Annotated in this window: 27 protein-coding genes; 26 read left to right on the forward strand and 1 reads right to left on the reverse strand. The window is 59.2% G+C overall.

The genetic code is table 11. The features are described from left to right. Positions 1 to 8: 8 nt before the first annotated feature. From rpsC to KCX70_RS03185, 22 genes are all read left to right on the forward strand, one after another. Positions 9 to 695, forward strand: a complete 687-nt coding sequence (gene rpsC / locus KCX70_RS03080; RefSeq protein ID WP_021209375.1) for a 30S ribosomal protein S3 — start codon at positions 9 to 11, stop codon at positions 693 to 695. Between the two features lie 12 nt (positions 696 to 707). After that, complete coding sequence (gene rplP, locus KCX70_RS03085; RefSeq protein ID WP_021209374.1) at positions 708 to 1,121, forward strand: 50S ribosomal protein L16; 414 nt, start codon at positions 708 to 710, stop codon at positions 1,119 to 1,121. Beyond that, a complete protein-coding gene (gene rpmC, locus KCX70_RS03090) occupies positions 1,121 to 1,312 on the forward strand; it encodes a 50S ribosomal protein L29 (RefSeq protein ID WP_003289209.1) in 192 nt (63 codons plus the stop codon). Before rplP ends, rpmC begins: the two co-directional genes overlap by 1 nt. Before the next feature lie 2 nt (positions 1,313 to 1,314). Next, the gene (rpsQ, locus tag KCX70_RS03095; protein ID WP_029404618.1) at positions 1,315 to 1,581 is read left to right on the forward strand and encodes a 30S ribosomal protein S17; all 267 of its coding nucleotides are present in this window, start codon (positions 1,315 to 1,317) and stop codon (positions 1,579 to 1,581) included. A gap of 23 nt (positions 1,582 to 1,604) precedes the next feature. Next, positions 1,605 to 1,973: a 50S ribosomal protein L14 gene (gene rplN, locus KCX70_RS03100; RefSeq protein WP_003289207.1), complete on the forward strand. Its 369-nt coding sequence runs from the start codon at positions 1,605 to 1,607 to the stop codon at positions 1,971 to 1,973. 11 nt (positions 1,974 to 1,984) lie between these two features. Continuing rightward, entirely contained in the window at positions 1,985 to 2,299 is a 315-nt protein-coding gene (rplX, locus tag KCX70_RS03105) for a 50S ribosomal protein L24 (RefSeq protein WP_019339971.1), read from the forward strand. Between the two features lie 19 nt (positions 2,300 to 2,318). After that, positions 2,319 to 2,858 (forward strand): 50S ribosomal protein L5, encoded by a 540-nt coding sequence (gene rplE / locus KCX70_RS03110; protein WP_019339970.1) that lies wholly within the window; start codon positions 2,319 to 2,321, stop codon positions 2,856 to 2,858. A gap of 13 nt (positions 2,859 to 2,871) precedes the next feature. Next, complete coding sequence (gene rpsN, locus KCX70_RS03115) at positions 2,872 to 3,177, forward strand: 30S ribosomal protein S14 (protein ID WP_021209373.1); 306 nt, start codon at positions 2,872 to 2,874, stop codon at positions 3,175 to 3,177. A gap of 185 nt (positions 3,178 to 3,362) precedes the next feature. After that, positions 3,363 to 3,755 carry a 30S ribosomal protein S8 gene (gene rpsH, locus KCX70_RS03120; protein WP_003281824.1) on the forward strand — a complete coding sequence of 131 codons (393 nt, stop codon included), beginning with the start codon at positions 3,363 to 3,365 and terminating at the stop codon, positions 3,753 to 3,755. Positions 3,756 to 3,767: 12 nt separating this feature from the next. Further along, positions 3,768 to 4,301: a 50S ribosomal protein L6 gene (gene rplF, locus KCX70_RS03125; RefSeq protein ID WP_021209372.1), complete on the forward strand. Its 534-nt coding sequence runs from the start codon at positions 3,768 to 3,770 to the stop codon at positions 4,299 to 4,301. Positions 4,302 to 4,311: 10 nt separating this feature from the next. Then, entirely contained in the window at positions 4,312 to 4,662 is a 351-nt protein-coding gene (rplR, locus tag KCX70_RS03130; RefSeq protein ID WP_021209371.1) for a 50S ribosomal protein L18, read from the forward strand. A 3-nt stretch (positions 4,663 to 4,665) separates the two neighbouring features. Next, complete coding sequence (gene rpsE / locus KCX70_RS03135; RefSeq protein WP_019339966.1) at positions 4,666 to 5,166, forward strand: 30S ribosomal protein S5; 501 nt, start codon at positions 4,666 to 4,668, stop codon at positions 5,164 to 5,166. Between the two features lie 2 nt (positions 5,167 to 5,168). Continuing rightward, a complete protein-coding gene (gene rpmD, locus KCX70_RS03140; protein ID WP_003281818.1) occupies positions 5,169 to 5,348 on the forward strand; it encodes a 50S ribosomal protein L30 in 180 nt (59 codons plus the stop codon). Positions 5,349 to 5,351: 3 nt separating this feature from the next. After that, a complete protein-coding gene (rplO, locus tag KCX70_RS03145; protein WP_212619243.1) occupies positions 5,352 to 5,786 on the forward strand; it encodes a 50S ribosomal protein L15 in 435 nt (144 codons plus the stop codon). Continuing rightward, positions 5,787 to 7,115 (forward strand): preprotein translocase subunit SecY, encoded by a 1,329-nt coding sequence (gene secY, locus KCX70_RS03150; protein WP_102852781.1) that lies wholly within the window; start codon positions 5,787 to 5,789, stop codon positions 7,113 to 7,115. A gap of 28 nt (positions 7,116 to 7,143) precedes the next feature. Continuing rightward, entirely contained in the window at positions 7,144 to 7,260 is a 117-nt protein-coding gene (gene rpmJ, locus KCX70_RS03155) for a 50S ribosomal protein L36 (protein ID WP_021209367.1), read from the forward strand. A gap of 132 nt (positions 7,261 to 7,392) precedes the next feature. Then, the gene (gene rpsM / locus KCX70_RS03160; RefSeq protein ID WP_014854208.1) at positions 7,393 to 7,749 is read left to right on the forward strand and encodes a 30S ribosomal protein S13; all 357 of its coding nucleotides are present in this window, start codon (positions 7,393 to 7,395) and stop codon (positions 7,747 to 7,749) included. Between the two features lie 30 nt (positions 7,750 to 7,779). Further along, a complete protein-coding gene (gene rpsK / locus KCX70_RS03165) occupies positions 7,780 to 8,169 on the forward strand; it encodes a 30S ribosomal protein S11 (protein WP_019339962.1) in 390 nt (129 codons plus the stop codon). A 17-nt stretch (positions 8,170 to 8,186) separates the two neighbouring features. Further along, positions 8,187 to 8,807, forward strand: coding sequence for a 30S ribosomal protein S4 (gene rpsD, locus KCX70_RS03170; protein WP_021209366.1), 621 nt, complete (start codon positions 8,187 to 8,189; stop codon positions 8,805 to 8,807). A 22-nt stretch (positions 8,808 to 8,829) separates the two neighbouring features. After that, complete coding sequence (locus KCX70_RS03175) at positions 8,830 to 9,831, forward strand: DNA-directed RNA polymerase subunit alpha (RefSeq protein WP_019339960.1); 1,002 nt, start codon at positions 8,830 to 8,832, stop codon at positions 9,829 to 9,831. Between the two features lie 45 nt (positions 9,832 to 9,876). Then, on the forward strand, positions 9,877 to 10,263 hold the full coding sequence (rplQ, locus tag KCX70_RS03180) for a 50S ribosomal protein L17 (protein ID WP_019339959.1): 387 nt from the start codon (positions 9,877 to 9,879) through the stop codon (positions 10,261 to 10,263). Between the two features lie 171 nt (positions 10,264 to 10,434). Beyond that, complete coding sequence (locus KCX70_RS03185) at positions 10,435 to 11,892, forward strand: catalase (protein WP_212619244.1); 1,458 nt, start codon at positions 10,435 to 10,437, stop codon at positions 11,890 to 11,892. 52 nt (positions 11,893 to 11,944) lie between these two features. On the opposite strand, the gene uvrA is transcribed toward KCX70_RS03185, so the two are convergent. Beyond that, entirely contained in the window at positions 11,945 to 14,782 is a 2,838-nt protein-coding gene (uvrA, locus tag KCX70_RS03190; RefSeq protein WP_212619245.1) for an excinuclease ABC subunit UvrA, read from the reverse strand. 131 nt (positions 14,783 to 14,913) lie between these two features. Here uvrA and KCX70_RS03195 point away from each other — a divergent pair, with 131 nt between their 5' ends. The 4 genes from KCX70_RS03195 (at position 14,914) to KCX70_RS03210 (ending at position 18,749) form a co-directional block, all read left to right on the forward strand. Beyond that, positions 14,914 to 16,281 carry an MFS transporter gene (locus KCX70_RS03195; RefSeq protein WP_212619246.1) on the forward strand — a complete coding sequence of 456 codons (1,368 nt, stop codon included), beginning with the start codon at positions 14,914 to 14,916 and terminating at the stop codon, positions 16,279 to 16,281. 165 nt (positions 16,282 to 16,446) lie between these two features. Next, entirely contained in the window at positions 16,447 to 16,932 is a 486-nt protein-coding gene (locus KCX70_RS03200; RefSeq protein WP_102852785.1) for a single-stranded DNA-binding protein, read from the forward strand. 10 nt (positions 16,933 to 16,942) lie between these two features. Next, positions 16,943 to 17,827, forward strand: a complete 885-nt coding sequence (locus tag KCX70_RS03205) for a sugar nucleotide-binding protein (protein ID WP_021210053.1) — start codon at positions 16,943 to 16,945, stop codon at positions 17,825 to 17,827. Then, entirely contained in the window at positions 17,820 to 18,749 is a 930-nt protein-coding gene (locus KCX70_RS03210) for an NAD-dependent epimerase/dehydratase family protein (RefSeq protein ID WP_212619247.1), read from the forward strand. Before KCX70_RS03205 ends, KCX70_RS03210 begins: the two co-directional genes overlap by 8 nt. Positions 18,750 to 18,756: the final 7 nt, after the last annotated feature.

The following is an 18,756-nucleotide window of genomic DNA, read 5'->3' on the forward strand; positions in this document are numbered from 1 at the left end:
TCGATCAGATGGGTCAGAAAGTACATCCCACTGGCATTCGCCTGGGAATCGTCAAGGAGCACACTTCCGTCTGGTACGCAGACGGTCGTACGTACGCCGATTATCTGCTTGCAGATCTGAACGTGCGTGAGTACCTCCAAGACAAACTAAAAAGCGCGTCCGTAAGCCGTATCGATATCCATCGTCCGGCTCAGACAGCACGCATCACCATCCACACTGCTCGTCCCGGTATCGTGATCGGCAAGAAAGGTGAAGATGTCGAGAAGCTGCGTCAGGACCTGACCAAGAAAATGGGTGTGCCGGTGCACATCAACATCGAAGAAATCCGCAAGCCGGAACTCGATGCAATGCTGGTAGCACAGAACGTCGCTCAGCAGCTGGAGCGTCGCGTAATGTTCCGTCGCGCCATGAAGCGCGCCGTACAGAACGCGATCCGCATTGGTGCCAAGGGCATCAAGATCCAGGTGAGCGGTCGTCTGGGTGGGGCTGAAATCGCCCGTACGGAATGGTATCGGGAAGGTCGTGTGCCGCTGCACACCCTGCGTGCCGATATCGACTACAACACCTACGAAGCGCACACCACCTACGGTGTGATCGGCGTCAAGGTCTGGATCTTCAAAGGCGAAGTGATTGGTGGTCGCCATGAAGAGCTCAAGCCGCAAGCGCCTGCGCCTCGTAAAAAAGCTGCCAAGTAAGGAGTACGCCAAATGTTGCAACCCAAGCGTACAAAATTCCGCAAGCAGATGACCGGCCACAACCGTGGTCTGGCTCAGCGCGGTAGCAAAGTCAGCTTCGGCGAGTTCGCTCTGAAGTCTGTTGCGCGTGGTCGTCTCACCGCGCGTCAGATCGAGTCCGCACGTCGTGCGTTGACCCGTCACGTGAAGCGTGGCGGCAAGATCTGGATCCGCGTATTCCCCGACAAGCCTGTCACCAAGAAGCCTCTGGAAGTCCGGATGGGTAAAGGTAAGGGTAACGTCGAGTACTGGGTAGCCCAGATTCAACCGGGCAAGGTGCTCTACGAGATCGAGGGTGTTTCCGAAGAGCTGGCGCGTGAGGCATTCGCCCTGGCCGCTGCAAAGCTGCCGCTCGCCACCTCCTTTGTTAAGCGGACGGTGATGTGATGAAAGCGAATGAACTTCGTGAAAAATCCGCTCAGCAGCTGAACGAGCAACTGCTCGAGCTGCTGCGCGACCAGTTCAATCTGCGCATGCAGAAAGCAACTGGCCAGTTGGGGCAGTCTCACCTGCTCTCGCAAGTCAAGCGCGACATCGCTCGTGTCAAGACTGTGCTCAACCAGCAGGCAGGTAAGTGATCATGGCTGAAGTTGAAAAAACTGTCCGCACGCTGACTGGCCGCGTCGTCAGCGACAAGATGGACAAAAGCATCACCGTTCTGATCGAGCGTCGCGTCAAGCACCCGATCTACGGTAAATACGTGAAGCGTTCGACCAAACTGCACGCCCACGACGAAACCAACCAGTGCCGTATCGGCGACAAGGTCACTATCCGCGAGACTCGTCCGCTGGCGAAGACCAAGTGCTGGATGCTGGTTGATGTCGTTGAACGTGCCGTCGAAGTCTAAGGGCTAGGGGTCGGAGAAATTATATGATTCAGACTCAATCAATGCTCGATGTGGCGGATAACAGTGGCGCTCGTCGCGTCATGTGTATCAAGGTCCTCGGCGGTTCGCACCGCCGTTACGCCGGCATCGGCGACATCATCAAGGTTACCGTCAAGGAAGCGATTCCGCGTGGCAAGGTCAAGAAAGGCCAGGTAATGACTGCTGTCGTAGTCCGTACCCGTCACGGTGTTCGTCGTCCGGACGGCTCCATTATCCGCTTCGATGGCAATGCTGCTGTTCTGTTGAACAACAAGCAGGAGCCTATTGGCACCCGTATTTTCGGGCCGGTGACGCGTGAACTTCGTTCCGAGAAGTTCATGAAGATCGTCTCGCTCGCGCCTGAAGTGCTGTAAGGAGAAGCCGCATGCAAAAGATTCGTCGCAACGACGAGATCATCGTCATCGCCGGCAAAGACAAGGGTAAGCGCGGTAAGGTGCTTCGGGTTCTCGCTGACGACCGTCTGGTCGTCGGTGGCATCAACCTGGTCAAGCGTCATACCAAGCCGAACCCGATGTCGGGCGTTCAGGGCGGTATCGTCGAGAAAGAGGCGCCACTGCACGCCTCTAACGTCGCTATCTTCAATGGCGAAACCAACAAGGCTGACCGCGTTGGATTCAAGGTTGAAGACGGCAAGAAAATTCGTGTCTTCAAGTCGACCCAAAAGCCGGTTGAAGCTTGAGACTGCTAGGTAGATAACCATGGCACGACTAAAAGAAGTTTATCGGAAGCAAATCGCTCCCAAGCTGAAAGAAGAACTTCAGCTCGGCAACGTGATGGAAGTTCCGCGCATCACCAAGATCACCCTTAACATGGGTATCGGCGAGGCGATCGGTGACAAGAAAATCATCGATAACGCCGTTGCCGATCTTGAAAAGATCACCGGCCAAAAGGTCGTCGTGACTCACGCTCGCAAATCCATCGCAGGCTTCAAGGTCCGCGAAGGTTGGCCGATCGGCGTCAAGGTGACCCTGCGCAGCGATCGTATGTATGAATTCCTGGATCGTCTGCTGTCGATCTCCCTGCCTCGGGTCCGCGACTTCCGCGGCCTGAATGCCAAGTCGTTCGACGGCCGTGGCAACTACAGCATGGGCGTCAAAGAGCAGATCATCTTCCCGGAAATCGATTACGACAAGATCGATGCCCTGCGTGGTCTGGACATCACTCTGACCACTACTGCTCGGACGGATGAAGAGGGTCGCGCACTGCTGCGTGCCTTCAACTTCCCGTTCCGTAACTGATTGGAGTAGGCACATGGCTAAGCAAAGCATGAAGAACCGCGAGCTGAAGCGTCAGCAGACGGTTGCCAAGTACGCCCAGAAGCGTGCCGCGCTGAAAGCGATCATCGCTAACCCGGAGTCAACTCCGGAAGCGCGTTGGGAAGCCCAGGTTGCGTTGCAGAAGCAGCCGCGCGACGCGAGTGCATCTCGCCTGCGCAATCGCTGCCGCCTGACCGGTCGTCCGCATGGTGTTTATCGCAAGTTCGGTCTTGCGCGTAACATGCTGCGTCAGGCCGCTATGCGCGGTGACGTTCCAGGTCTGGTCAAGGCCAGCTGGTAAGATGGTGGCCCGGCGTTCGCGTCGGGCTTGCTGTTTTCAATCAAGCCCCTTACGGGGCTTGATTCGTTTCTGGACTATCTCTAGAATGTCCGGCTCGCCCGAGCCACGCCCTTTGGTGTTTGCTCTTCTTGTCGGCGACACGAGCCCTCGCGGGCTTATTTTTTAGTATTAGGAGCCAAGAGCCCATGAGTATGCAGGACCCGTTAGCGGACATGCTAACTCGTATCCGTAATGCCCAGATGGCCGAAAAGTCCGTCGTAAGCATGCCGTCTTCCACTCTGAAGGTGGCTGTAGCCAACGTTCTTCAAGGTGAAGGCTATATCGCAGGATACAACGTCAGCAGCGACGCCAAGCCGCAGCTGTCCATCGAGCTTAAGTACTTCGAAGGCCGTCCGGTCATCGAGGAGCTCAAGCGCGTAAGCCGTCCTGGCCTTCGCCAGTACAAATCCGTTGATCAGTTGCCGAAGGTTCGCGGCGGTCTGGGTGTTTCGATCGTGTCCACCAACAAAGGTGTGATGACTGATCGGGCTGCTCGCGCTGCTGGCGTCGGCGGCGAAGTGCTCTGCACAGTGTTCTAAGGGGGGATAAGCATGTCTCGCGTTGCTAAGAACCCCGTCAAGCTGCCCGCCGGTGTTGAATTCAACATGTCTGGTCAGCGGCTTTCGGTGAAGGGTGCCAAGGGGGCTCTCGAACTGAATGTGCACTCGTCCGTGGAAGTTATTCACGAGGCTGGTGAGCTGCGTTTTGCTGCGCGTAATGGCGATCAGCAGAACCGTGCCATGGCCGGTACCACCCGTGCGCTGGTTAACAACATGGTAATCGGCGTCAGCCAAGGCTTCGAGCGCAAGCTCCAGCTGGTTGGTGTTGGTTACAAGGCGCAAGCCAAAGGTCAAGTGCTGTCCCTGGCTCTCGGCTTCTCGCATCCGGTGGAATATGAACTGCCGCAAGGCGTTACCGCTGAGACCCCCAGCCAGACCGATATCCTGATCAAGGGTGTCGATAAGCAACTGGTCGGTCAGGTGGCTGCTGAAATCCGCGATTTCCGTCGTCCTGAGCCTTACAAAGGCAAAGGCGTGCGTTACTCGGACGAAGTGGTCCGTCGTAAAGAAGCTAAGAAGAAGTAGGGCATAGCAAATGAGCGTAAAGAAAGTTACTCGTCTGCGTCGCGCTCGCAAGGCACGCCTGAAGATGCGCGAGCTGGAAGCCGTACGCCTTTGTGTGTACCGCTCTTCGCAGCACATCTACGCCCAGGTCCTTTCGGCCGACGGCGGCAAGGTCCTGGCCAGTGCCTCGACTCTCGACAAAGAACTGCGCGACGGAGCCACCGGCAACGTCGACGCTGCCAAGAAAGTTGGTCAGCTGGTCGCTGAGCGTGCTAAGGCCGCAGGTGTCACCCAGGTGGCGTTCGACCGTTCTGGCTTCAAGTACCACGGTCGTGTCAAGGCACTGGCTGATGCTGCTCGTGAAGGCGGGCTGGAGTTCTAAGTTATGGCATATAACGAGCAAAAGCGCGACGAAGGCTACATTGAGAAGCTGGTTCAAGTTAACCGCGTCGCCAAAACAGTAAAAGGCGGCCGTATCTTCACCTTCACCGCGTTGACCGTGGTGGGTGATGGTAAGGGTCGTGTCGGTTTCGGTCGTGGCAAGTCCCGCGAAGTTCCGGCCGCTATTCAGAAGGCCATGGAAGCGGCTCGCCGCAATATGATCCAGGTCGATCTGAACGGCACCACGCTGCAATACGCCACCAAGGCTGCGCATGGCGCTTCCAAGGTGTACATGCAGCCGGCTTCCGAAGGTACCGGTGTAATCGCTGGTGGTGCCATGCGCGCCATTCTCGAAGTCGCCGGCGTGCAGAACGTCCTGGCCAAGTGCTATGGCTCTACCAACCCGGTGAACGTGGTTCATGCCACCTTCAAGGGTTTGAAAGCCATGCAGTCGCCTGAGTCGATCGCTGCGAAGCGTGGCAAGAGCGTTGAGGAGATTTCCTGATCATGGCTAACACCGTCAAGGTCACGCTGATCAAAAGCGTCAGCGGTCGTATCCCCAATCACAAGCTGTGCGTCAAGGGCCTCGGCCTGCGTCGCATTGGTCACACCGTGGAAGTTCAGGACACTCCTGAAAATCGCGGCATGATCAACAAGGCTTATTACATGCTCCGTGTGGAGGGCTAAGCCATGCAACTGAACGATTTGCGTTCTGCGCCAGGCGCCCGTCGCGAAAAGCTGCGTCCGGGCCGTGGTATCGGTAGCGGCCTCGGCAAGACCGGTGGTCGTGGTCACAAGGGTCAGACTTCCCGCTCCGGCGGTAAGATCGCGCCCGGTTTCGAAGGCGGCCAACAGCCATTGCATCGTCGTCTGCCGAAGTTCGGCTTCGTCTCCCTGAAGGCGATGGATCGTGCGGAGGTTCGTACTTCCGAACTGGCCAAGGTCCAGGGCGATGTCGTAACCGTGCAGAGCCTTAAGGATGCCAACGTCATCAACCAGAACGTGCAGCGGGTGAAAGTCATGCTGTCCGGTGAGGTTGGGCGTGCGGTCACCTTGAAGGGCATCGCCCCCACCAAGGGTGCGCGTGCGGCTATCGAAGCAGCTGGCGGCAAGTTCGAGGAATAAATGGCTAAGCAAGGTGCTCTCTCCGCGCTGAGTAATGGCGGGCTGTCTGAACTCTGGGCTCGTCTGCGTTTTCTGCTGATGGCGATCATCGTCTATCGTGTTGGTGCGCACATCCCGGTGCCGGGTATCAATCCCGACAGGTTGGCCGAGCTGTTCCGTCAGAACGAAGGGACCATCCTTAGCTTGTTCAACATGTTCTCTGGTGGTGCGCTGGAGCGCATGAGCATTTTTGCGTTGGGGATCATGCCGTACATTTCGGCATCGATCATCATGCAGCTCATGACCGCAGTCAGCCCGCAGCTGGAGCAGTTGAAGAAGGAAGGCGAGGCCGGGCGCCGCAAGATCAGCCAGTACACGCGCTACGGCGCGCTCGTCCTGGCTCTTGTGCAGGCGATTGGGATGTCGGTCGGTCTCGCTGGTCAGGGTGTCGCGTTCAGTGCGGACTTCGGCTTCTACTTCGTCGCGGTCACCACTTTCGTGGCGGGTGCGATGTTCATGATGTGGTTGGGCGAGCAGATCACCGAGCGAGGTGTCGGTAACGGTATCTCCATGTTGATCTTCGCCGGCATCGTGGCAGGGATCCCGCGTGCGCTGGGGCAGTCCTTCGAGTCTGCACGCCAGGGCGATGTCAACATCATCGCGCTTTTGGCTGTAGGCCTGCTGGCTGTCGCTATTATCGGATTCGTGGTGTTCATCGAGCGTGGTCAGCGGCGAATAGCTGTTCATTACGCGAAGCGCCAGCAGGGCCGCAAGGTCTTCGCTGCGCAGACGAGCCACCTGCCGCTGAAAGTAAACATGGCTGGGGTTATTCCCGCTATTTTTGCTAGCAGTATTCTGCTGTTTCCTGCGTCGCTGGGGCAGTGGTTTGGGCAGTCCGAAAATATGAGCTGGTTGGCTGACATCTCCCAGTCCATCGCGCCTGGCCAGCCGCTGAATATCTTGTTGTTCAGTGCCGGTATCATCTTCTTCTGCTTCTTCTATACGGCATTGATGTTCAATCCGAAGGATGTTGCGGAAAACCTGAAGAAGTCCGGTGCGTTTATCCCGGGGATTCGGCCTGGTGAGCAGTCGGCGCGCTATATCGATGGTGTGCTGACTCGGTTGACCATGTTCGGCGCCCTGTACATGACGGCTGTTTGCTTGCTGCCGCAGTTTCTTGTGGTGGCTGCAAACGTGCCGTTCTACCTTGGCGGGACGTCGTTGCTGATCGTGGTTGTGGTTGTCATGGACTTTATGTCCCAAGTGCAATCGCACCTCATGTCTCACCAGTACGATTCCCTGATGAAAAAAGCCAACCTGAAGGGCTATGGCAGCGGAATGCTCCGCTAGTCAGCCCGTAAGGTTCCAGGAGTTGGTCATGAAAGTTCGTGCATCGGTCAAAAAACTGTGCCGCAACTGCAAAATCGTCCGTCGCGAAGGCGTTATCCGGGTGATCTGCAGCGCAGAACCGCGTCACAAACAGCGCCAAGGCTGATTGTTGGGCTAAGGCTCGGGCCCGGCAGCTAGTGCGCTGCCGGGTTGATTATTTGTTATTACAGCGTTAGTATCTCGCGCCCTTTTCTTGGCTTCCGGGGCGTTGGGTAGCTGTCAATTGGAGTTTCACTGAATGGCCCGTATTGCAGGCGTAAACATTCCGGATAACAAGCACACTGTTATCTCGCTGACCTACATCTATGGTGTTGGTCGCACTCGCGCACAGACCATCTGTGCAGCTACCGGTGTGAACCCGGCAGCAAAAATCAAGGATCTCTCCGACGAGCAGGTCGAACTGCTGCGTGGCGAAGTGGCCAAGTTCATCGTTGAAGGTGACCTGCGTCGCGAAGTCAATATGAAGATCAAGCGCTTGATGGACCTGGGTTGCTACCGCGGCCTGCGTCATCGTCGTGGTCTGCCGGTACGCGGTCAGCGCACCAAGACCAACGCTCGCACCCGTAAGGGTCCGCGTAAGCCGATCCGCAAGTAATCGCGTTAGCGCATCGACAGGAATCTAATCATGGCAAAACCTGCTGCTCGTCCTCGTAAGAAGATCAAAAAGACGGTGGTTGATGGCATCGCCCATATCCACGCGTCTTTCAACAACACCATCATCACCATCACCGACCGTCAGGGCAACGCATTGTCCTGGGCTACTTCTGGTGGTTCCGGCTTCCGCGGCTCGCGTAAGAGCACTCCGTTCGCTGCCCAGGTAGCGGCTGAGCGTGCTGGTCAAGCGGCGCTGGAATACGGTCTGAAGAACCTCGACGTCAACGTCAAGGGTCCAGGTCCGGGTCGTGAATCTGCTGTTCGTGCTTTGAACGGCTGTGGTTATAAAATCGCCAGCATCACCGACGTGACGCCAATCCCGCACAACGGGTGCCGTCCGCCGAAGAAGCGCCGCGTGTAATCAGGAGACAGTGAGAAATGGCTCGTTATATTGGTCCCAAGTGCAAACTGTCTCGTCGTGAAGGCACCGATCTCTTTCTGAAGAGTGGTGTACGCGCGCTCGAATCCAAGTGCAACATCGAAACCCCTCCGGGTGTACACGGCCAGCGTCGTGGGCGCCTGTCCGATTACGGTACTCAACTGCGCGAAAAGCAGAAAGTTCGTCGCATCTACGGCGTGCTCGAGCGTCAGTTCAGCGGCTACTACAAGGAAGCCGCCAGCCGTAAAGGCGCTACTGGCGAGAATCTGCTGCAACTGCTGGAGTGCCGTCTGGATAACGTGGTTTACCGCATGGGCTTCGGCTCTACTCGTGCCGAGTCGCGTCAGCTGGTTTCCCATAAGGCAATCAGTGTTAATGGCAAGACCGTGAACGTTCCGTCCTTCCAGGTGAAGGCCGGTGATGTCGTTGCCGTTCGTGAAAAATGCCGTAACCAGCTGCGTATCGCCCAAGCCCTGGAACTGTGCGCACAGCGCGGTCGCGTTGAATGGGTCGAAGTAGATGCCGACAAGAAATCCGGTGTTTTCAAGAGTGTTCCGGCTCGCAGTGATCTGTCCGCCGACATCAACGAAAACCTGATTGTCGAGCTCTACTCCAAGTAAGGGCTAGAAAATAGGTGTATCCATGCAGATTTCGGTAAATGAGTTCCTGACCCCCCGCCATATCGATGTGCAGGTGGTCAGTCCGACCCGTGCCAAGATCACTCTCGAGCCGCTCGAGCGTGGTTTCGGTCATACCCTGGGCAACGCGCTGCGTCGTATTCTGTTGTCCTCCATGCCCGGCTGCGCTGTGGTCGAGGCTGAGATCGACGGTGTGCTCCACGAGTACAGCGCTATCGAGGGCGTGCAGGAAGATGTCATCGAAATCCTGCTGAACCTCAAAGGTATCGCCATCAAGCTGCACGGCCGTGATGAAGTGACCTTGAGCCTGGTGAAGAAGGGCGCGGGCGCTGTTACCGCTGCCGATATCCAGCTGGATCACGATGTCGAAATCGTCAATGGCGATCACCTGATCGCCAATCTGGCGGCTAATGGCTCGATCAACATGAAGCTGAAGGTCGCTCGCGGCCGTGGCTACGAGCCGGCTGACGCTCGTCAGAGTGATGAAGATGAAAGCCGCAGCATCGGCCGTCTTCAGCTCGACGCTACTTTCAGCCCGGTTCGTCGCGTCGCTTATGTTGTCGAAAATGCTCGTGTTGAGCAGCGTACCAACTTGGACAAGCTGGTCATCGACCTGGAAACCAACGGAACCCTGGATCCCGAAGAGGCGATCCGTCGTGCCGCGACCATTCTGCAGCAGCAGTTGGCCGCGTTCGTCGACCTCAAGGGTGATAGCGAGCCGGTCGTAGTCGAGCAGGAAGACGAGATCGACCCGATCCTGTTGCGTCCAGTTGACGACTTGGAACTGACCGTACGTTCGGCCAACTGCCTCAAGGCAGAGAACATCTACTACATCGGTGATCTGATCCAGCGCACCGAAGTCGAGCTGTTGAAAACGCCGAACCTGGGCAAGAAGTCTCTGACCGAAATCAAAGACGTTCTGGCTTCTCGTGGTCTGTCCCTCGGCATGCGCCTCGACAATTGGCCGCCGGCCAGTCTCAAGAAGGACGATAAGGCTACGGCCTGATCGACCATAGTCACCGAACTGATCGTTTGGTAAGGAATTTCAATCATGCGTCATCGTAAAAGTGGCCGTCATCTCAGCCGCACAAGCGCTCACCGCAAGGCCATGTTTCAGAACATGGCGGTGTCGCTGTTCGAGCACGAACTGATCAAGACAACCCTGCCCAAGGCCAAAGAACTGCGTCGCGTTGCCGAGCCGCTGATCACCCTGGCCAAGGAAGACAGCGTCGCTAACCGCCGTCTGGCTTTCGATCGCACCCGCTCCAAGGCGATCGTTGGCAAGCTGTTCAATGATCTGGGACCGCGTTATGCCACTCGTCAGGGTGGTTACCTGCGCATTCTCAAGTGCGGCTTCCGCGCTGGGGACAATGCCCCTATGGCTTATGTCGAGCTGGTTGACCGTCCGGTCACTGGCGAGGTGGAAGCTGCCGAGTAAGCTTTGCTTGCTTGCAAAAAAACCGGGCCTTCGCCCGGTTTTTTTTTCGTCTGCGCTTAAGTTTAGGCTGAGACTATCGATGCGCTTCGCTTAATAAATTAGATTGCTGATCGACGCTCGCCGAGAATCGTAGCCAGCCAACCATCTGGCACTTCTCAGGAGAGCGACAGCATGAGCGACACGCAAATTCTCACCACGGCTTCTGGCGTCCCGGTTGCGGATAATCAGAACTCTCGTTCGGCCGGGCCTCGTGGGCCGCTTCTTCTGGACGATTTTCATCTGGTTGAAAAGCTCGCGCATTTCAACCGCGAGGTAATACCGGAGCGCCGAGTGCATGCCAAAGGATCTGGTGCCTACGGCACCCTGACCGTTACCGGCGACATCTCACGCTATAGCAAGGCCAAGATGTTTGATGCTGTCGGCAAGAAAACCCCACTGTTCCTGCGCTTTTCAACTGTGGGTGGCGAGCGCGGTTCTGCCGATACCGAACGTGATCCCCGTGGCTTCGCGGTGAAGTTCTACACCGAGGAGGGGAACTGGGATGTCGTTGGCAATAACACGCCAGTGTTCTTTATCCGCGATCCGCTCAAATTTCCAGATTTTATCCATACGCAGAAGCGTGATCCTTGGACCAACCTCAAGAGCCCGCAGATGATGTGGGATTTCTGGTCGCATTCTCCAGAAGCATTGCATCAGATCACCGTGCTGTTCTCCGATCGCGGCATTCCGGACGGATATCGCCACATGCATGGCTTCGGCAGTCATACCTTTAGCCTGATCAACGGCGAAGGCGTACGCAGTTGGGTGAAGTTCCACTTCAAGAGTATGCAGGGCATTCAAAACCTGGCGCCTGAGGAGGCTGTTCGGTTGGCCGGCAGCGATCCCGATTATGCGCAGCGCGACCTGTTCAGTGCGATTGAGCGGGGCGAGTTTCCCAAATGGCGGATGTGCATTCAGGTCATGAGCGAGGAGCAAGCGGCGTCCCGTGCGGAGAATCCGTTCGACGTGACCAAGACGTGGTCGCAGAGGGAGTTTCCACTGATCGAAGTCGGTGTGCTGGAGCTCGATCGTAACCCGCTCAATTATTTTGCCGAGGTGGAGCAGGCCGCGTTCGCGCCCAGCAACGTGGTTCCGGGGGTTGGGCTGTCGCCGGATCGTATGCTTCAAGGGCGCGTGTTCGCTTACGCTGATGCGCAGCGTTACCGGATTGGCACCAACCATCAACAGCTGCCGGTGAATGCGCCGCGCTGTCCGTACCAGAACTACCAGCGCGATGGGGCGATGCGTTTCGATGGCAACGGCGGAGCTGCCCCGAACTACGAGCCGAACAGCTATGCCGACGCACCCAAGCAGGCGTCCTGGCAGGCTGAGCCAGCTCTGGCGTTAACGGGCTCGGCGGACCGTCATGATCACCGCAGCGACGATGATTATTTCAGTCACCCAGGGGCGCTGTTCCGCTTGATGAGCAAGGAACAGCAAGCGCTGCTTGTCGGTAATATCGTTGTGGCGATGAGGCCAGTCACACGGGATGTTCAGCTTCGCCAGCTCAGCTACTTCTTGAAGGCCGATCCTGCCTACGGTGCGGGTATCGCGAAAGGCTTGGGGGTCGATCCCAGCGAAATCGCCTGATCGAGGGAGACAAAAAAGCCGGGCTCTGTGCCCGGCTTTTTCATGTTTGCAGCTATTGCTTATCGCGCTCCAGCAAGGGTTTGAGGAAGTGGCCGGTGTGCGACTGCGCCGCGGCCGCCACCTGTTCAGGCGTGCCTGTTGCGATGATCTGCCCGCCCTTGGAGCCGCCTTCCGGGCCGAGATCGACGATCCAGTCCGCGGTCTTGATCACGTCCAGGTTGTGCTCGATGACGACCACGGTGTTTCCGTGATCACGCAACCGGTGGAGTACGTCGAGCAATTGCTGAATATCCGCGAAGTGCAATCCGGTGGTTGGCTCGTCGAGGATATACAAGGTCTTGCCGGTATCACGCTTGGACAGTTCCCGAGACAGTTTCACCCGTTGGGCTTCGCCGCCGGAGAGCGTGGTCGCGCTCTGCCCGAGTTTGATGTAGGACAGTCCGACATCCATCAGCGTCTGCAGCTTGCGCGCCACGGCCGGAACAGGATCGAAGAACTCGCGCGCTTCCTCGATTGTCATGTCCAGCACTTCGGTGATGCTCTTGCCCTTGTATTTCACCTCAAGCGTTTCGCGGTTGTAGCGCTTGCCCTTGCAGACGTCGCACGGTACGTAGATGTCCGGCAAGAAATGCATCTCCACCTTGATCACGCCGTCGCCCTGGCAGGCCTCGCAGCGTCCGCCTTTGACGTTGAACGAAAAGCGTCCGGGGCCATAGCCGCGTGAGCGTGCTTCCGGCACGCCGGCAAACAGTTCGCGGATCGGCGTGAACAGACCGGTGTAGGTCGCCGGATTGGAGCGCGGGGTGCGCCCGATCGGGCTCTGGTCGATGTCGACGACCTTGTCCAGATGCTGCAACCCGTCGAACGAGTCGTGGGCTGCCACTTCCAGGGTCGTCGCACCGTTCAGTGCGGTGGCGGTGATCGGGAACAGCGTATTGTTGATCAGCGTCGACTTGCCCGATCCCGAGACGCCGGTGATACAGGTCAGCAGTCCGACGGGGATTTCCAGATCGACGTTACGCAGATTGTTGCCGCGCGCGCCCTTGAGCTTCAGCAGCTTGGTTGCGTCACGCGGCGTGCGCTGTTCGGGGTAAAGGATCTTCACCCGGCCGGAAAGATAGCCCCCGGTCAGGGAGGCGGGGTTGTTCATGACCTCGTCCGGCGTACCTTCGGCGACGATCTGGCCGCCGTGTACACCAGCGCCGGGGCCGATATCGACGACATAGTCGGCCAGGCGAATCGCATCTTCGTCGTGCTCGACGACGATCACCGTATTGCCGATATCGCGCAGGTGGCGCAGGGTGCCGAGCAAGCGTTCGTTGTCGCGCTGATGGAGGCCAATCGAGGGCTCGTCGAGGATGTACATGACGCCGACCAGGCCAGCGCCGATCTGGCTGGCCAGGCGGATGCGCTGCGCCTCGCCTCCGGACAGGGTGTCGGCGCTGCGGTCCAGGGTCAGGTAGTCGAGGCCGACATTGACCAGGAACTGCAGGCGTTCGCAGATTTCCTTGAGAATTTTGTCGGCGATCTCGCCCCGGCGACCAGTGAGCGTCAGTGCACCGAAGTAGTCGGTGGCGTCGCCGATGGGCAGGCCGGTAACTGCCGGCAGGGTCTTGTCGCCGACCCAGACGTGACGGGCTTCGCGGCGTAGCCGCGTGCCGCGGCATTCAGGGCAGGGCTGGGTGCTCAGGTATTTGGCCAGTTCTTCGCGCACCGAGTTGGACTCGGTTTCGCGGTAGCGGCGCTCGAGATTGGGAATGATGCCCTCGAAGGGGTGCGAGCGTTTGACGATATCGCCGCGATCGTTCAGGTAGCGGAAGTCCACGTTTTCCTTGCCGCTGCCACGCAGCACGACCTTCTGCTGTTCAGGCGGCAGCGCATCGAATGGCTCGTCCAGGCTGAAGCCGTAATGCGAGGCGAGCGAACCGAGCATCTGGAAGTAATAGACGTTGCGCCGATCCCAGCCACGGATCGCGCCTTCGGCGAGCGTCAGTTCGCCATTGACCAGGCGCTTGGCATCGAAAAACTGTTTGACCCCAAGACCGTCGCAGGTCGGACAGGCGCCCGCAGGGTTGTTGAACGAAAACAGTTTGGGTTCGAGCTCGCTGATCGAGTGTCCGCAGATCGGGCAGGCGAAGCGGGCGGAGAAGATCATTTCCTCGCTGTCGTCGTCCTCTTCCATCGTGGCGACCAAGGCGATCCCGTCGGCGAGCTTGAGCGCCGTTTCGAAGGACTCGGCCAGACGCTGTTGCAGGTCACCGCGCACCTTGAAGCGATCCACCACCACATCGATCGAGTGCTTTTTCTGCTTGTCCAGCTTCGGCAGCTCATCGAGCTCGTAAAGCCGCCCGTTGACCCGTGCGCGGACGAAGCCCTGGGCGCGAAGCTCGTCGAACACCGCCAGGTGCTCACCCTTGCGCTCGCGGATGACCGGCGCCAACAGCATCAGCTTCCGGCCTTCCGGCAGTGCCAGCACCTGATCGACCATCTGGCTGACCGTCTGGGCTTCGAGCGGCGCGTCGTGATCCGGGCAGCGTGGCGTGCCGACACGTGCATAAAGCAGGCGCAGGTAATCGTAGATTTCGGTAATGGTGCCGACTGTCGAGCGGGGGTTATGCGACGTCGACTTCTGCTCGATGGAAATGGCCGGTGAGAGGCCCTCGATGGTGTCGACGTCGGGCTTTTCCATCATCGACAGGAACTGTCGCGCATAGGCAGACAGAGACTCGACGTAGCGTCGCTGGCCCTCGGCGTAGAGCGTGTCGAAGGCCAGTGAGGATTTGCCCGAGCCCGACAGGCCAGTGATCACGATCAGCTTGTCGCGCGGCAGGGTGAGGTCGATGTTCTTCAGGTTGTGGGTACGAGCTCCACGAATCAGAATCTTGTCCAAAGCAGCCTCGCGTGGCGGGCGGAAACCCGAAATTATACGGCCAGGGGCGTCACTGCGGCAAAGTACCCAGCCTGTGCCGGGCAGGGGATGACTGCTAGAATCGCCGCCGGTTCATTCAAGCGAGACCCCACATGCATGATCCCTACAGCGAGCGCATGAGTGCCGCCGAAACCCGTGCAGCCTCCGGGCTGGCCCTGGTTTTTGCGTTTCGCATGCTCGGTATGTTCATGGTACTGCCGGTGCTGGCGACCTATGGCCTTGAGCTGAAAGGGGCGACGCCGGCACTGATTGGTCTCGCTATCGGTGCCTATGGTTTGACCCAGGCCGTGCTACAAATTCCGTTCGGGATACTCTCCGATCGTATCGGTCGGCTGCCGGTGATCTACTTCGGCTTGCTGATCTTCGCCGCCGGCGCGGCTCTGGCGGCCTCGGCCGATTCGATCTGGGGCGTGATCGCCGGTCGGGTTTTGCAGGGCGGCGGTGCGATCTCGGCCGCCGTGATGGCCCTGCTTTCGGACCTCACCCGCGAGCAACATCGCACCAAGGCCATGGCCATGATCGGCATGAGCATCGGCGTTTCGTTCGCCGTGGCGATGGTGGTCGGGCCGCTGCTGACGCGTGCGTACGGATTGTCGGGACTGTTCTGGACCACGGCCGGTATGGCGTTGGTGGGCATGGCGATCATTGCGACGTTGCCCCGTGCGCACCGGCATCTGCGGCATCGTGAATCCGGTGTGGCGAGGCAGGCGCTGGGCGTGACGGTGCGGCATCCCGATCTGCTGCGGCTCGATTTCAGCATCTTCGTGCTGCACGCGATCCTGATGGCGAGTTTCGTCGCGCTGCCGCTAGCGCTGGTCAACGAAGCAGGACTGCCGAAGGACGAGCACTGGTGGGTTTACCTGACGGCTCTGGTCGTCGGCTTCTTCGGCATGGTGCCTTTCATCATCTACGGCGAGAAGAAGCGCCAGATGAAGCGCGTGGTGCTCGGTGCCGTCGGCGTGTTGATAGTGGCCGAACTGTTCTTCTGGCTGTTCGGCAACCGGCTCTGGTCGCTGATTGGCGGCATGATCGTTTTCTTCGTAGCGTTCAATCTGCTGGAAGCGTCCCTGCCGTCGTTGATCAGCAAGGTTGCACCTGCGGGTGGCAAAGGCACGGCGATGGGAATCTATTCGACCTGCCAGTTCCTCGGCTCCGGCCTGGGCGGTGTGATCGGTGGCTGGTTCTACCAAGTAGGTGGGCTGGGGCTGGTGTTCGCAGGCTGTGCTGCTCTGTGCGGCCTGTGGCTGTTGGTGACCTGGGGCATGCGCGAGCCGCCTTACGTGACCGGCCTGAGGCTGCCGTTGTCGGCCGACGCCGCGTGCAACCCGACGCTGGTCGAGTGCATGCTGGCGGTTCCGGGCGTATCGGATGCCGTGGTGATCGCCGAAGAATCGGCGGCCTATGTGAAGGTCGACATGCAGGTGCTCGATCGCGCCGCACTCGATCGTCTGGTCGCCTGAGTCCCGGTATCGGACTGGCAATACCCTCTACCGCTCCACTGTGTGAAGTCGCGCCGGTTGGCCGGTCAGGGACGGTAGGGTAAGATTGACGGTCATTGGCTTTTCCCCGAACGGGGGATTCTCTCCAGAGAGCCACCTATTCATGCTTTTACAAAGGAGTTACCCATGGCCAGAGGGGTGAATAAAGTCATCTTGATCGGCAATGTCGGCGGCGACCCGGAAACCCGCTACATGCCCAATGGCAATGCGGTGACCAACATCACGCTGGCCACTACCGACAGCTGGAAGGACAAGCAGACCGGACAGCAGCAGGAGCGCACCGAATGGCACCGCGTCGTGCTGTTCGGCAAGGTCGCCGAGATCGCCGGCGAGTACCTGCGCAAGGGCTCGCAGTGCTACATCGAAGGCCGCTTGCAGACACGCGAATGGGAAAAGGACGGCGTCAAGCGCTACACCACCGAGGTGGTCGTGGACATGGGCGGCACCATGCAGTTGCTGGGCGGCCGTGGCGGCAGCTCGGATGACGCGCCGCGTCAGTCGCAGCCGCGCCCTCAGCGTGAACCGCAACAGTCTCGCCCGCAGTCCCAGCCGCAGCCGGCGCAGCAGCCGGCTCCGGACTACGACAGCTTCGACGACGACATTCCGTTCTAGAGTTCACTCAATGCGAATGCGCCTGATGCTGTTGGGCGGCGGCAATGCCCTGGGTCAGGCGCTGATCCGCCTCGGAGCCGAAGAAGACATCGGCTTCATTGCGCCGCGCCCGCCCGATCAAGGCTGGGACGCGCCCAGCCTGACCGACTTGCTCGACGAAAGCCGTCCGGATGTGGTCATCAATCTCGCCTATTATTTCGACTGGTTCCAAAGTGGGCAGGTCGACGAGGCTGTGTTGGTCCAGCAGGAGCGTGCGGTCGAGCGCCTGGCCGAGCTTTGCCAGCATCACCAACTGATCTTGATGCAGCCGTCGAGCTATCGCGTATTCGATGGTGCGCGTACCACCGCTTACAGCGAGAAGGACGACGTGGCGCCGCTCGATGCCCGCAGCCGCGCGCTCTGGCGATTCGAACAGAGTGTTCGTGCGCTCTGTCCGCGTCATGTTCTGCTGCGTTTCGGTTGGCTGCTGGACGACAGCGCAGACGGTCTGCTGGGACGATTTCTGCAGCGCCTCGAACACGGCGACGAGCTGTGTCTCGCCGATGACCGGCGCGGCAATCCTACGCCGGTCGAAGACGCAGCGCGGGTCGTTCTGGCCGTGCTCAAGCAACTGGATTGCCAGGCGCCGCTGTGGGGTACCTACCACTATGGCGGCCATGAGGCCTCCACCCCGCTGGTGGTGGGACAAGCACTGCTGGCCGAGGCAGCTCAGTATCGCCCGTTAAAAGTAGAGCGCCTGACGCCCGTTGCGCATGCGGCCTGTTCGGACGCGGCTGACGAGCCCCAGCATGGCGTGCTGGCCTGCAAGAAGATCTTCAATACCTTCGGCATCAAACCGCGCGCCTGGCGTGCCGGGTTGCCGAGCCTGCTGGAGCGCTATTACCGTCATGGCTGACTCACCCATCCTGATCACCGGAGGCGCGGGCTTCATCGGCTCGAATCTGGTCGATGCGCTAGGCGCCCGGGGCTACTCGGTGCGGGTGCTCGATAACTTTTCCAGCGGCAAGCGCAGCAATTTGCCGGATGCCGATCACGTCGAAGTGCTCGAGGGCGACGTGGCGGATGCGATGATGGTGCGGCGGGCCGTTCAGGGTTGTCGGGCCGTGGTGCATCTGGCGGCCGTGGCCTCGGTGCAGGCCTCGGTCGATGACCCGATCGGCACGCATCAGAGCAATCTGATTGGCACGCTCAACCTTTGCGAGGCGATGCGCGCCGAAGGTGTGAGTCGGGTAGTGTTTGCATCAAGCGCCGCGGTTTATGGCAATAACGGAGAAGGCCAACCGATCAACGAGGACACGCCCAAGGCACCGCTGACGCCTTATGCGGCGGACAAGCTGGCCAGTGAACATTACCTGGACTTCTACCGGCGCCAGCATGGGCTGGAACCGGTGATCTTTCGGTTCTTCAACATATTCGGGCCTCGGCAGGACCCTTCTTCGCCGTACTCCGGGGTCATCAGCATTTTCACCGAGCGCGCACGCAAGGGCCTGCCGATCACCGTTTTCGGCGATGGCGGGCAGACTCGCGATTTCCTATACGTGGGCGACCTGGTCGAGGTGTTGGTCCAGGCGCTGGAAGCGCCAGAGGTGCAGGAGGGCGCCGTCAATGTCGGCCTCAACCGCGCGACTTCGCTGAACCAGTTGCTCGAGGCTGTTGGCGAAGTGCTTGGCGGATTGCCTGAGGTGAGTCACCAGGCCCCGCGGCCGGGTGATATTCGCCACTCGCGTGCCAGCAATGGACGGCTGTTGCAGCGTTATCGTCTGCCTGACCCGCCGACCGGTATGCGCGACGGGCTGGCGAAGTTACTGGGCCTGTAGCAAGAAC

The organism is Stutzerimonas stutzeri, from assembly GCF_018138085.1.
GTDB classification, from domain to species: domain Bacteria; phylum Pseudomonadota; class Gammaproteobacteria; order Pseudomonadales; family Pseudomonadaceae; genus Stutzerimonas; species Stutzerimonas stutzeri_AI.

Bases quoted from the DNA above. Each gene is read 5' to 3' on its own strand.
- rplR (WP_021209371.1), top strand. From the start codon at position 4,312: ATGAGCGTAAAGAAAGTTACTCGTCTGCGTCGCGCTCGCAAGGCACGC.
- KCX70_RS03195 (WP_212619246.1), top strand. From the start codon at position 14,914: ATGCATGATCCCTACAGCGAGCGCATGAGTGCCGCCGAAACCCGTGCA.
- KCX70_RS03185 (WP_212619244.1), top strand. From the start codon at position 10,435: ATGAGCGACACGCAAATTCTCACCACGGCTTCTGGCGTCCCGGTTGCG.
- rplP (WP_021209374.1), top strand. From the start codon at position 708: ATGTTGCAACCCAAGCGTACAAAATTCCGCAAGCAGATGACCGGCCAC.
- rpsH (WP_003281824.1), top strand. From the start codon at position 3,363: ATGAGTATGCAGGACCCGTTAGCGGACATGCTAACTCGTATCCGTAAT.
- rplF (WP_021209372.1), top strand. From the start codon at position 3,768: ATGTCTCGCGTTGCTAAGAACCCCGTCAAGCTGCCCGCCGGTGTTGAA.
- rpsE (WP_019339966.1), top strand. From the start codon at position 4,666: ATGGCATATAACGAGCAAAAGCGCGACGAAGGCTACATTGAGAAGCTG.
- KCX70_RS03210 (WP_212619247.1), top strand. From the start codon at position 17,820: ATGGCTGACTCACCCATCCTGATCACCGGAGGCGCGGGCTTCATCGGC.
- rpsD (WP_021209366.1), top strand. From the start codon at position 8,187: ATGGCTCGTTATATTGGTCCCAAGTGCAAACTGTCTCGTCGTGAAGGC.
- rpmD (WP_003281818.1), top strand. From the start codon at position 5,169: ATGGCTAACACCGTCAAGGTCACGCTGATCAAAAGCGTCAGCGGTCGT.
- rpsN (WP_021209373.1), top strand. From the start codon at position 2,872: ATGGCTAAGCAAAGCATGAAGAACCGCGAGCTGAAGCGTCAGCAGACG.
- KCX70_RS03205 (WP_021210053.1), top strand. From the start codon at position 16,943: ATGCGAATGCGCCTGATGCTGTTGGGCGGCGGCAATGCCCTGGGTCAG.
- rplO (WP_212619243.1), top strand. From the start codon at position 5,352: ATGCAACTGAACGATTTGCGTTCTGCGCCAGGCGCCCGTCGCGAAAAG.
- rplN (WP_003289207.1), top strand. From the start codon at position 1,605: ATGATTCAGACTCAATCAATGCTCGATGTGGCGGATAACAGTGGCGCT.
- rplQ (WP_019339959.1), top strand. From the start codon at position 9,877: ATGCGTCATCGTAAAAGTGGCCGTCATCTCAGCCGCACAAGCGCTCAC.
- secY (WP_102852781.1), top strand. From the start codon at position 5,787: ATGGCTAAGCAAGGTGCTCTCTCCGCGCTGAGTAATGGCGGGCTGTCT.
- rpsM (WP_014854208.1), top strand. From the start codon at position 7,393: ATGGCCCGTATTGCAGGCGTAAACATTCCGGATAACAAGCACACTGTT.
- rpsC (WP_021209375.1), top strand. From the start codon at position 9: ATGGGTCAGAAAGTACATCCCACTGGCATTCGCCTGGGAATCGTCAAG.
- KCX70_RS03175 (WP_019339960.1), top strand. From the start codon at position 8,830: ATGCAGATTTCGGTAAATGAGTTCCTGACCCCCCGCCATATCGATGTG.
- rpsK (WP_019339962.1), top strand. From the start codon at position 7,780: ATGGCAAAACCTGCTGCTCGTCCTCGTAAGAAGATCAAAAAGACGGTG.
- rpmC (WP_003289209.1), top strand. From the start codon at position 1,121: ATGAAAGCGAATGAACTTCGTGAAAAATCCGCTCAGCAGCTGAACGAG.
- rpsQ (WP_029404618.1), top strand. From the start codon at position 1,315: ATGGCTGAAGTTGAAAAAACTGTCCGCACGCTGACTGGCCGCGTCGTC.
- rplE (WP_019339970.1), top strand. From the start codon at position 2,319: ATGGCACGACTAAAAGAAGTTTATCGGAAGCAAATCGCTCCCAAGCTG.
- KCX70_RS03200 (WP_102852785.1), top strand. From the start codon at position 16,447: ATGGCCAGAGGGGTGAATAAAGTCATCTTGATCGGCAATGTCGGCGGC.
- rpmJ (WP_021209367.1), top strand. From the start codon at position 7,144: ATGAAAGTTCGTGCATCGGTCAAAAAACTGTGCCGCAACTGCAAAATC.
- rplX (WP_019339971.1), top strand. From the start codon at position 1,985: ATGCAAAAGATTCGTCGCAACGACGAGATCATCGTCATCGCCGGCAAA.